Source organism: Flavobacterium sp. Root901 (genome assembly GCF_001429765.1).
Taxonomy (GTDB): Bacteria; Bacteroidota; Bacteroidia; order Flavobacteriales; family Flavobacteriaceae; genus Flavobacterium.
This window is the reverse complement of sequence record NZ_LMJB01000005.1, coordinates 94,308-106,260: the sequence shown is the minus strand read 5'-3', so window position 1 is coordinate 106,260 and position 11,953 is coordinate 94,308. Positions and strand designations below refer to the sequence as shown.

Genomic DNA, 11,953 nt, shown 5'->3' with positions numbered 1-11,953 from the left:
CAAAAAAGCCATTCTTTTAGAATGGCTTTTTTTACTTAGATACTCATTAAGAAACCAATTAGGTTTTCTTTTTTGTTTAATCCGAGTTTTTTCCTCAAACGGTAGCGTGCTAATTCTACGCCTCCAGTTGATATGTTCATAATTTCTGCAATTTCTTTTGTAGACATATTCATCAATAAATAAGTAGACAAATCTAGTTCGCGAGGTGAAATTGTCGGAAATTTTTCTTTTAAACGTTTTAAGAATTCAAAATGCACGTTTTTAATGTGTTTTTCTAAATCTTTCCAGCTTTTATCTGTATTTACCTCTTTGACAATGCTTTTATTAAGCTTGCTGACCTGGAATTTAGTTGAATCATCAAGCGCATCAATATCAATTTCTTTTAGTTTATGGATAATTCCGTTTAAGATTTTGTTTTTCTTTACAACTTGCAATGAGTTATTTACCAGTTCTTTATCTTTTGCTAAAATCTTTATCTGAAGCTTATCATTCTTTAATTTTTCAATTTCTTTTTCAAGATCGTACTGTTCTTGTCGTATTCTTGATTCTTTTTCAAGATAAAGTCTTCTTTGTTCAATAGTTTCGTAATATTTATTCTTTCTAATTTTCATTTTAATTCGATTAGAAACTACATAAATAGCAACTATTAATAATATAAAATACAGCATCAAAGCAAGAAAATGTCTGTACCACGGCGGCGAAACCGTGAAAGAAATTGTTGAAGGCTCTGATTGAACCCCGTAACTGTTTCTAACTTTTACTTTCATTACATAATCTCCTTCTCTAAGATTGGTATATTCTTTAATAGAAATTGTGGACCAGTTACTCCATTTGTCATCAAAAGGCTCTAATTGATAAGAAAACTGTACATTTTCTAAGTTTTCATATGTTGGAGAAGAAAAAGTAAACCGAACATGATTGGAAGAGTAAGGAATGCGAATATTTTCGCTTTTATTTTGATTGTTTCCAAGTATAATTGTATCGCCCGGAAATGAGAAACTGCGAATAAATGCCTTAGGCTTTGTTACAAAATTATTTAATAATTCAGAGTCGTAATGCGCTAAACCATCTGTTAAACCTATAAATATATTTTTGGGATCAATTGTGTTTACAGATAAGTAATTGCTGACCAAGTTTCCGGTTAGGTTAGAAAATGGTGCTACAACATTTTTGTACTTGTTGTTTTCTTTCATTAAAACACCTAAGGATTCGTCATATGCATACCATAAATTAGATTGAGAATCTTCACTTAAAGCATTAATAACCGGGATGTTTTTGAACAATGCAGACAGATTTTTATCTTCATAAAATATTTCCTGTTCGGTTGAATATTTATAAAAATGATTATTAGTTTGGAAATATATTTTGCCGTCAATTTTTTGAAGACTGCCTATATTTTTAAATTCTGGTACTAAACGATCAATTTTTTTAATGCTTGAAAATCGGGTTAAGTCCTCGCTCAAAGTCATTCTATAAATAGATTCATCTTTTTTAAGCCATAAATAGGATTGATCGAGCTCAAAGCTGTTTGATGACTTATCAAATCCGGCTACCTGATTCTTGAAGGTAAATCCCTGCGCCGATTTTTGGAAAACAGCAAATCCATCGTAATTTGAGCCGATGAAAAATCCAGGATGACTTGGTATTTTTTTAAAACCAAAATATCCTTTAGAATCAACAATGTTAGTAACCTTTCCTCCTTTAATAATCAATGCACCTCGGTTATTGGCACAAATTAGCTCATCATCAATTACTTGTACATTCCATGATTGCGCGGTAGTTCCTTCTACGAGTTTAAAGACGTCTTCTTTGAAATTATTATTCCAGGCATGATAAAATACTCCCTGGTTGGTTGCAACATAAAGGTTTCCCTGATGAATAACAGAAGCATAAACGGTACTAATGTCATAACTGAAACCAAAATAAGTAAAAGGAGAGCTCTCATTAACAAAAGCAATACCATTGTCGAGGCCAAGCCATAAGTTGTTTTTATTATCTTTAAAAGAAGTTAAAACGGTATTGTTCTGCAGTCCTTTTTTTCTATTGATATGCTGAATTATTTTTCCATTAAAATCGCAAATCGCAATTCCGTCCAAAACAGAATTTAGGACAATGAACTTATTATTAATAATTTCGCCTCCAAGAGAGTTGTTTCTTTTAACAAAGTTGTTTGCTTCAGTATTCCAGGGTGTGACAGTATTATTGTTGTAAATGAACAATCCTTTTTCTAATGTAATAATCAGGGTTTTGTTTTTGCCAATTGAATACATTGCCCAGATTTCGGTATTATTTAAAATTGTAGTGTTAGGAAGAGCATAAAGTCTGCCATTTTTATATTCCAAAATTCCTTTTTCAACATCTTGAAAATAAAGCCTGTTGTTTACAGTAAAAGAAAATTGAAAACGTTTTGGTGCTTTTAAAATTGATAATTTCCCGTTTGTAAATATATATGCTCTTGCAAATGATTGAAAAATAGTCTGATTGTTAAAAGAATGTATTTTCCAGATAAAATCAATGATTTTGATTTTGTTCTTATCTACTTTCTTGGCTAGTGATGTGTATTTAAGTTTTCCCTTATTATCTGGTTGAAAATATCCAAATTCATTATATCCTCCAACAAATATTTTTCCTGTCTGATCAATTTCCAGACATCGGACAGAGGTTAAATTAGGCAGGGGATATTTCCTCCACGATGAACCATCAAACTGTAAAAGACCATTATTATTGGCAAAATATAGATTTCCGTTTTTATCCTGATCAATATTCCAGTTTTGAGTTCCTCCTTTATATTCGTTTCGCTTGTAATTTCTTACATCTGGCAGTCCAATATTTTTTACCTGGCTAAAAATTGATATTGTGAATAATGTAAAAAAAGTAATATAAAAATATGATTTTGCTAATTTCATTAATTATTCGGTTTTTTTAAATTTTATTTGGTTAAGTTGTTTATTTATAACGGTTTACGAAAAAATCTTGACTACTATCACGTTGTAGAAAAGCATTTCGTTCATAAAAATAAGCATTCTTATATAATTGTAGTGTTTATTTTTGCAATTAACATTTTCATAACATCTTATTTTTTATTTTTAAAATATTGATAATTAAATATTTATAAAAAAAATGATGTGTTTTTGTAATGTATAAAATTTTAATTTGATGTGTTTTTGTAGTGAATTTTAAATACCAATAGTAAAAAAATAACATTATTATTGCATCAAATTACTAATTAATTAACCAAAATTTTTAGAAAAATGAAATTAACAAAATTACTTATTTTTTGTGTTTCGTCTTTGTTATTCTCGGTTATAGCTGTGGCTCAGGATGTCACGGTAAATGGAATGATAAACGATGAGAGTGGGATGCCGGTTCCGGGCGCAACTGTTTTACTGAAGGGTACAACAAAGTCGACCGCATCAGATTTTGATGGGAAATTCCAAATTCAGGTACCTTCAAACGGAGTTTTGACAGTTACCTTTATAGGATACGCTACAGTTAGCGAGGCGGTAAACGGGCGTTCAAAAATTACTATTCAGTTAAAACCAGAATCACAATCATTAAATGAAGTTGTGGTCGTTGGTTACGGAACTCAAAAGAAGGCAGTAGTTACAGGTGCAATTTCTAGCGTAAAAGCTGCTGATTTAGAGAAAGTACCAAATGGTAGAGTTGAACAAGCATTACAAGGACGTGTATCCGGTGTAACAATCGCTTCAAGTTCAGGTCAGCCAGGTTCAGGATCTACAATTCGTGTACGTGGTATCACAACTTTTGGTGACGGTGGAAATAATCCTCTTTGGGTTGTGGATGGTAACGTTGTAGATGCAGGTGGAATTGGTTTCTTAAACCAGTCAGATATCGAGTCTGTAGAGGTGCTTAAAGATGCTGCTTCTGCTGCAATTTATGGTACACGTGCTGCAACAGGGGTTATCTTAGTTACTACTAAAAAAGGTAAAGCGGGTAAAATTACAGTAAACTATAATGGTTTTGCAGGTGTATCTTCTCCAGCAAAAAAATTAGATTTATTGAATGCTACTCAGTATGCTACAATTATGAACGAGAAATCAGTTGCTGATGGAGGAGGAGTTTTATACGCTAATCCAGCTGCATTAGGAAAAGGAACAAACTGGCAGGATGCTATCTTTAATGACAGTGCTTTCAGATACACACACGAATTAAGTATTAGCGGTGGTGGAGAATTCTCTACTTTCTATGCTTCTTTTGGTATTCAGGATCAGGAAGGTATCGTTGCAACAGAAATTTCTAATTATACTAAAAAGAATTTCCGTTTAAACTCTACTCATAAAATCTCTAAATATTTCACATTCGGACAGACTTTTGGTTACACAAGGCAAAAAACTGTTGGAATTGGAAATACAAACAGTGAGTTTGGAGGTCCTTTAAGTTCTGCTATCAACCTTGATCCATTAACTCCACTTGTAGTTACTGATCCAGCTGTTGCAAATGCTGCTCCATATTCTACAAACCCTGTAGTTCGTGATGCAAACGGAAATCCTTACGGAATTTCTAGTGTTGTTGGTCAGGAAATGTCAAATCCATTAGGATATATCCAAACAAGATTAGGAAGATACGGATGGTCTGATGATTTTGTTGGAAATGCTTATTTAGAAGCAGCTATTACTCCACATTTAAAAGTTAGATCTACACTAGGAGGTAAACTTGCTTACTGGGGAGACCAAGGATTTACTCCTGTATATTTCTTAAGTGCAAACGTGAATGTTCTTAAAAACAGCTATTATCAAAATAACAACAAATCATTTAACTGGAATATTGAAAACGTTGTTACTTACTCTAACAAATTTGGAGATCATAACTTAAATGTTTTAGCAGGTCAGGGATCTTATGTTGATAATATTGGAGGGTATGTTGGAGCTACAATGTTTGGATTGCCAATTACAAGCTACAAAGATGCATCTTTCAAATTTGATATCCCGCAAGCAGACAGAAACAGTGCAACAGATGATTTTGTACAGCATAAAGTAACCTCTTTATTTGGTCGTTTAAACTACGATTACATGGAGAAATACCTTCTAACTGGGGTTATTCGTCGTGACGGTTCAACTCGTTTTGGAGAAAATCATAAATTCGGGGTTTTCCCATCATTCTCTTTAGGATGGGTAATTTCAAAAGAAGGTTTCTGGAAAGAAAACAATACTGTAAATTCATTAAAATTAAGAGGAGGTTACGGAATTGTTGGTAATGATCAGGTTGCTGATTTTAGATATATTTCATTAGTATCTGGAGGATACAATTATTCTTTCGGAAATACAGGATCTATCACAACAGGTTATGCTAACGTAACTCTTGATAACCCTGATTTGAAATGGGAAGAGACTTCTCAGGCAAGTATTGGTCTTGATGCAAGATTATTTAATGATTTCACTTTAACATTAGACTTCTACAAAAAGAAAACTACAGGTATCTTAAGACCAGTTGTAATTCCGGGATATGTTGGAGTTGCTGAGCAGCCATGGGCTAACGTTGCTGATATGAACAACAGCGGTATCGAATTTGAATTAAGCTGGAAGAAAAAACTTGGTGATTTTAATTTAGGTGTTAACGGAAACGTAGCTTACCTTAAAAATGAAATTACTTACGTAGGAAAAGATAACGAATTCATCATTGGAGATGCTTCTTTCCAATCTATGGGTCCTGTTACAAGAACTCAGGTTGGTCATTCATACAATGAATTCTACGGATACAAAACAGCTGGGATTTTCCAAAATCAGGCAGAGATTAATGCTTACACAAATGCTTCAGGCGGTTTAATCCAGCCAAATGCTAAACCAGGGGATTTCCGTTGGATAGATAACAATGGCGACGGATCTATTTCTGATGCAGATAAACAATTCTTAGGAACAAGTATTCCTAAATATACTTTTGGTTTAACATTAAACTTAGATTACAAAGGATTTGATTTTATGACATTCGTTCAGGGTGCTGCAGGAAGCAAAATCTTCCAGGGATTACGCAGGTTAGATATCCTGAATGCTAACTATCAAACAGAAGCATTAGGTCGTTGGACAGGAGAAGGAACTTCAAATGACTACCCAAGACTTGCTAATAATGATAGTAACGGTAACTTCAGCAAAATGTCTGATTTTTACTTAGAAAGCGGTGATTATGCTCGTTTGAAAATCGTTCAGGTAGGATATACTCTTCCAGTTGATCTTTCATCTAAAATTGGAGCAGACAGAATCCGTTTCTACTTAACAGGTGAGAACTTATACACTATCACAAAATACACAGGATATGATCCGGAAATTGGAGGACAGGTATTTGGTGTAGATAGAGGTGTTTATCCACAAGCAAGAACTTTCATGTTTGGAGCGAACGTACAATTTTAATACTTAAAGAATCATGAAAAATAAATTTAAATATATATACGCAGCCGTTGCATTAGCGGCATTAGCGGGAGCTTGTTCTGAAGATTTCGTAAGCGTTGACCCAAAAGGATCTTTCTTATCAACAAGTTACTATAAAGATGAGCAACAAGCTACAGCTGCCCTTGTTGGAGTTTATGATCCGTTGAGAAAAAATACTGGTGGTTTTGAGAACATGGTTGCTATGCTAAATGCAGGTTCAGATGATTTCTATGCTGGCGGTGGTGGAGCTTCAGATGGTACAGGAATTCAAAATTTCTCTACTCACTCTTTAACTTCATTGATTATTCCTGGAAGTTTCTGGAATGATCACTATCAAGGTGTTTACAGAGCAAACGTTTTGTTATCAAAAATGTCTGGAGTTAATATGTCAGATGCATTAAAAACCAGATTCACAGGAGAAGCTAAAGCATTAAGAGCATTATACTATTTCAATTTAGTTAGAATGTTTAAGAATATTCCATTAATTCTGGAACCTCTTACAACATCTACAATGTTAAATGTTGAACAATCATCTCCAGAGGCAGTTTATGCTCAAATCGAAAAAGATTTAGTAGAAGCTATCCCAGCTTTACCAACATCTGTTGATGCTGCTACAGGATCTGGCCGTTTAACTAGAGGTGCTGCTCAGGCAATACTTGGAAAAGTTTATTTATATGACGGTAAAAAAGCTGAAGCTGCAGCAATCCTTGCTCAGGTGAATGGAACGCCGGGACAACCAAATCAATACGGAAACCACCTATTGGCAGATTTCGATGATTTATGGGTAGTGGCTAATAAATTTAATGCTGAATCACTTCTTGAAGTATCTCATACAAGTGCAGGAAACTCTGACTGGGGATTCTGGGGTTCTGGAAGAGATGAAGGAAACTCATTAAACGTAATGGTTGGCCCTAGAGGTTATTCCAGACCAGCAAATTCTACGGCTGCAGATCTTCCTTCAGGATGGAGTTTTAGTGTTCCAACACAAAAATTGTATGATGCAATGAAGAATGACCCAAGATTTGAAGCAACGATTTTCGACTTAAAAGCTTTAAAAGCTGCCGGAAAAGCAGATTATATTCCTGGTTACCAGGATACAGGTTATTTCTTGAACAAATTTTTACCAAGAAAAACAGATGTTCGTACAGGTGGTGGAGCTGCAGAGTTGAACTACAAACAAAACTCTTATGTTATCAGATTAGCAGATACTTATTTATTAGAAGCTGAAGCATTAGGATCAGGAGCAAGAGCTCAGGCATTGTTAGATGCTGTAAGAGCAAGAGTTGGCCTGCCTTCAATTCCTGTAACATTGGCTGCTATTAAAAATGAAAGAAGAATGGAACTTGCAGGTGAAGGACACAGATTCTTTGACTTAGTAAGATGGGGAGATGCTGCTGCAGCATTATCAGACAGAGGATTCAATGCTGGTACTGATGAAGTTTTCCCAATACCTTATGTAGAATTAACAGGGACTAAATTGAAACAGAACCCTAACTACGAATAAAAAAAACTATCTAACCAAAACCAAAAACCAAAAACAAATGAACCTAAGTATAATTTTAAAAAGAGGTGCTTACCTAATGCTTGCAATAGCATTAGGTTCGCTTACTGGCTGCGAAGATGATCCAGCTAATAACGGTTTAACAGCTTCAAATGTTGATGCTTCGTTTACAATAACTCCTGTTGCGGGAAAAGTAAATACATATCTTTTAACGGCTCAGCAAAATGGAGTAATCTCATCTAAATGGGATATCGGATATGGACCATACATGGGTAAAATGGCAGAAGAAGTTGTTTTACCGGATGCAGGTACTTATACTGTAACTCACACAGCTATTGCTGCGGGAGGTGCTACAGCTAAAGTTTCTCATGATATTGTAGTAGCAGCATCAGATCCGGCAAAACCTAATTTAGTTAAAGGAGGATTCTTTAATAACGCAGCTGATATAGCTCAATGGTCTTCAGCAAAGTTAAGTGCTACAGGGGCTGCATTTTGGTCATTTAATTCAGGAACTGCTACAATTCACTCTCCGGGAGGATGGGCACAAGAAGGTATTTATCAAGCGATCGATGTTGTAAAAGATAAAGAATATACAATTGATATGTTAGTTTCTTGTCCAAGCGGTTCTGATGAAACTTGGTTTGAAGTATATGCTGGTAAATCTGTACCAAAAGATGGGGTTGAATATAAAGACAACAAAGTGATGGGATTAAGTACTTGGGATGGCTGTGCAAAAGCAGCTTTTACAGGAAGGCTTTCTTCTGTTGGCTGTGTTAAAAATGACGCTACGGCTTCTGTGTCAAATGTTGTAAAGTTTGATACTACAGGTAAAATCTATTTACTTATTCGTTCTGGTGGTAACAGTTTTACAAAAGATGGAATTACTGTGAGCAGAATTGAAATGAGAGGAAAATAAAAGTTTAAGTTAAGTTTAAGTTTGGTTGTAAATAGCCCATAATCATTATGAGTATGGGCTATTTTTAAATCCTTACGCTGTCAGAGAATGAGTTTCTGAAGAACTTCTTTTTAGAATTAAAAAAATAAGGAAAAAGAATGAAAAAAAATACTTTAAAATTTCTGTGCTTTTTATTTACAGTCTCCGCTCTTGCCCAGCAGACAAAAGCAAAGAAAGAATTTACAACCAAAGGAAAAAAAATAACGGTTTATACTACTGCTGAAAATTCAAACTTAAGATTAACATCAACTGATAACCTGACTTTTTCAGCATCAAAACAACCTCTTGAAACGGAGATTTCTGTTTTTGTAGAACCGTCTAAAAAGTTTCAGACCTTTATGGGAATTGGTGGCGCTATAACTGATGCGAGTGCCGAAATTTTTGCTAAACTTTCAAAAGAAAAACAAACAGAATTTTTAAATGCTTATTACGATAAACAAAAAGGAATTGGCTATTCTTTGCTAAGAACCACGATACAAAGTTCTGATTTTAGCAGTGGAAGCTACTCTTATATCAAAGAAGGAGATAAAGATTTAAAAACGTTTACTATTGAACATGACAGACAATTTCGTATTCCGCTTATCAAACAGGCGATCCAGACTGCAGGTGGAAAATTATTAACGTATGTGGCTCCATGGTCTCCAAATGCTTTTATGAAAAGTAACGGAAACGTATTAAAAGGCGGAACATTATTGCCTGAATATTATCAAACCTGGGCAAATTTTTATGTGAAGTTCATAAAAGAATATGAAAAAGAAGGAATTCCAATTTGGGGGACTTCAACTCAAAACGAGCCAATGGCAGTTCAAACTTGGGAATCTTGTATTTATACTGCCGAAGCAGAAAGAGATTTTATTAAAAACTTCCTTGGGCCTACTTTGAAAAAAGAAAAACTTGGAGACAAAAAAATTATTGTCTGGGATCATAATCGTGACTTGATGAATTACAGGGCAAATGTAATTTATTCTGATCCAGAAGCTGCAAAATATGTTTGGGGAATGGGTTTTCACTGGTATGAAAACTGGTCAGGAGGAGATTCAATGTTTGACAATGTGGCTAAAGTAAATGAAGCATATCCGGATAAAAAACTTTTGTTTACAGAAGGATGTGTTGAAAAATTTGACGCTGCAAAATATCAGTTTTGGGGGAATGGTGAACGATACGGAATTTCTATGATTAATGATTTTAATAACGGAACAGTTGGCTGGACAGACTGGAATATTCTTCTGGATCAAAACGGAGGACCTAATCATGTTGGGAATTTCTGCTTTGCACCAATCCACGCTGATACCACAACAGGAGAGTTAATTTACACTCCATCTTATTATTACATTGGGCATTTTTCAAAATTCATTCGCTTAAATGCAAAAAGGGTTAGTTCTGCGGTAAGCAGAAGCGGTTTGTTAAGTACTTCGTTTTTAAATACTGATGGTACAATGGCAACCATTGTAATGAATAAAACAGATAAAGAAATTACATATAATTTGATAATAGCTGCAGAGAAAACAGTAGTTAAAATTCCTGCACATGCTATTCAAACGCTTGTTTATTAATATTTTTTGAGTTAACAGAAGAGGGCTGACTTGAATCATCCAATTCAGCCCTTAATTAACTTAATTAAATGCTTTTTGAAGTAACAATGAAAACCATCAATAGAATCTTATTAGTTTCAATAATAATTTTGCAAGTAAGTTGTTCAACATCAAAAACTGCAAACGGATCAGTTGTTTCTGCATCCAAAACAAACAAAAAAATAACGGTTTACACAACTGCTGAAAATACCAATTTGAGATTATCCGCATCAGACAATTTAATCTCAGACACATCACAACAAAAAAATGCATCGGTTTCTATCACTTTAGATACTGAAAAAACAGATCAGACATTTTTAGGAATTGGCGGCGCAATTACAGACGCAAGTGCCGAAGTTTTTGCAAAACTATCTCCAAAAAAACAACAGGAATTCCTGACTGCTTATTACGACAAAAAAAAAGGAATTGGTTACACCCTGGCCAGAACAAATATTCATAGCTGCGATTTCAGCAGTGATAGTTATACTTATGTAGCCGAAGGTGATAAAGATTTAAAAACCTTCAGCATTGATCATGATCGAAAATATAAAATTCCATTAATAAAAAGTGCAATTGAAACTGCCGGCGGGAAATTAACTTTATTTGTTAGTCCATGGAGTCCCCCAGCTTTCATGAAAGACAATAATGATATTTTGCACGGCGGCGTTTTATTGCCTCAATTTGCACAATCATGGGCAAATTATTATGTCAAATTTATTAAGGCTTACGAAAAAGAAGGAATTCCTGTTTGGGGATTAACGATCCAAAATGAGCCAATGGCAAAACAAAGATGGGAATCTTGCATCTATACTCCGGAAGCCGAAAGAGATTTTCTGAAAAACTTTCTGGGACCAACGCTGGAAAAAGAAGGGTTAAGTTCTAAAAACGTTATCATTTGGGATCACAATCGCGGAGACATGTTAAACAAAAGAGCTAATTTGGTTTTTTCAGATCCGGCAGTTTCAAAATATGCATGGGGAATTGGATTCCACTGGTATGAAACATGGAACGGAGGTACGCCTAAATTTGAATCAGTAGCCGAAGTTCATGCCGCTTTTCCAAATAAAAATTTACTTTTTACAGAAGGCTGTATTGAAAAGTTTGATGCTTCGAGATTTCAGTTTTGGGGAAATGCAGAAAGATACGGGCTAAATATGATCAACGATTTTAATAACGGAACCGTTGGCTGGACAGACTGGAATATTCTTCTAGATCAAAATGGAGGACCAAACCATGTTGGGAATTTCTGTTTTGCACCTATTCACGCCGATACCACAAAAGACGAATTAATCTATACACCAATGTACTATTACATTGGACATCTTTCAAAATTTATTCGTCCAAACGCTAAAAGAATAATTCAAACTATAAGCGATAAAAAATTAATAAGCACCTCATTTAAAAACTCTGATGACAAAGTAGTTACTATTGTCATGAACCAATCAGATAACGAGATTGTTTACACTATAGAAAACCACAATTCAAAAAATACTATAACTATCCCGGCACACGCTATACAAACTATTGTATACTAATTGCTGAACTA

Annotated in this window: 6 protein-coding genes; 5 read left to right on the top strand and 1 reads right to left on the bottom strand. The window is 34.5% G+C overall.

The window, feature by feature from the left end; all coding sequences use genetic code 11:
• Window positions 1-35: 35 nt before the first annotated feature.
• A complete protein-coding gene (locus ASE21_RS04190) occupies window positions 36-2,906 on the bottom strand; it encodes a triple tyrosine motif-containing protein (protein WP_057121312.1) in 2,871 nt (956 codons plus the stop codon).
• Between the two features lie 345 nt (window positions 2,907-3,251).
• Here ASE21_RS04190 and ASE21_RS04185 point away from each other — a divergent pair, with 345 nt between their 5' ends.
• The 5 genes from ASE21_RS04185 (at window position 3,252) to ASE21_RS04165 (ending at window position 11,942) form a co-directional block, all read left to right on the top strand.
• Complete coding sequence (locus ASE21_RS04185) at window positions 3,252-6,362, top strand: SusC/RagA family TonB-linked outer membrane protein (protein WP_057121311.1); 3,111 nt, start codon at window positions 3,252-3,254, stop codon at window positions 6,360-6,362.
• Window positions 6,363-6,375: 13 nt separating this feature from the next.
• Complete coding sequence (locus ASE21_RS04180; protein ID WP_057121310.1) at window positions 6,376-7,884, top strand: RagB/SusD family nutrient uptake outer membrane protein; 1,509 nt, start codon at window positions 6,376-6,378, stop codon at window positions 7,882-7,884.
• Between the two features lie 37 nt (window positions 7,885-7,921).
• Entirely contained in the window at window positions 7,922-8,797 is an 876-nt protein-coding gene (locus ASE21_RS04175; protein ID WP_128414656.1) for a hypothetical protein, read from the top strand.
• A gap of 137 nt (window positions 8,798-8,934) precedes the next feature.
• Entirely contained in the window at window positions 8,935-10,389 is a 1,455-nt protein-coding gene (locus ASE21_RS04170; RefSeq protein ID WP_057121308.1) for a glycoside hydrolase family 30 protein, read from the top strand.
• Window positions 10,390-10,475: 86 nt separating this feature from the next.
• Entirely contained in the window at window positions 10,476-11,942 is a 1,467-nt protein-coding gene (locus ASE21_RS04165) for a glycoside hydrolase family 30 protein (protein ID WP_057122326.1), read from the top strand.
• Window positions 11,943-11,953 lie beyond the last annotated feature (11 nt).

Coding starts and splice junctions, on each gene's coding strand:
- ASE21_RS04165 (WP_057122326.1), top strand. CDS start 10,476: ATGAAAACCATCAATAGAATCTTATTAGTTTCAATAATAATTTTGCAA.
- ASE21_RS04180 (WP_057121310.1), top strand. CDS start 6,376: ATGAAAAATAAATTTAAATATATATACGCAGCCGTTGCATTAGCGGCA.
- ASE21_RS04190 (WP_057121312.1), bottom strand. CDS start 2,906: ATGAAATTAGCAAAATCATATTTTTATATTACTTTTTTTACATTATTC.
- ASE21_RS04185 (WP_057121311.1), top strand. CDS start 3,252: ATGAAATTAACAAAATTACTTATTTTTTGTGTTTCGTCTTTGTTATTC.
- ASE21_RS04170 (WP_057121308.1), top strand. CDS start 8,935: ATGAAAAAAAATACTTTAAAATTTCTGTGCTTTTTATTTACAGTCTCC.
- ASE21_RS04175 (WP_128414656.1), top strand. CDS start 7,922: ATGAACCTAAGTATAATTTTAAAAAGAGGTGCTTACCTAATGCTTGCA.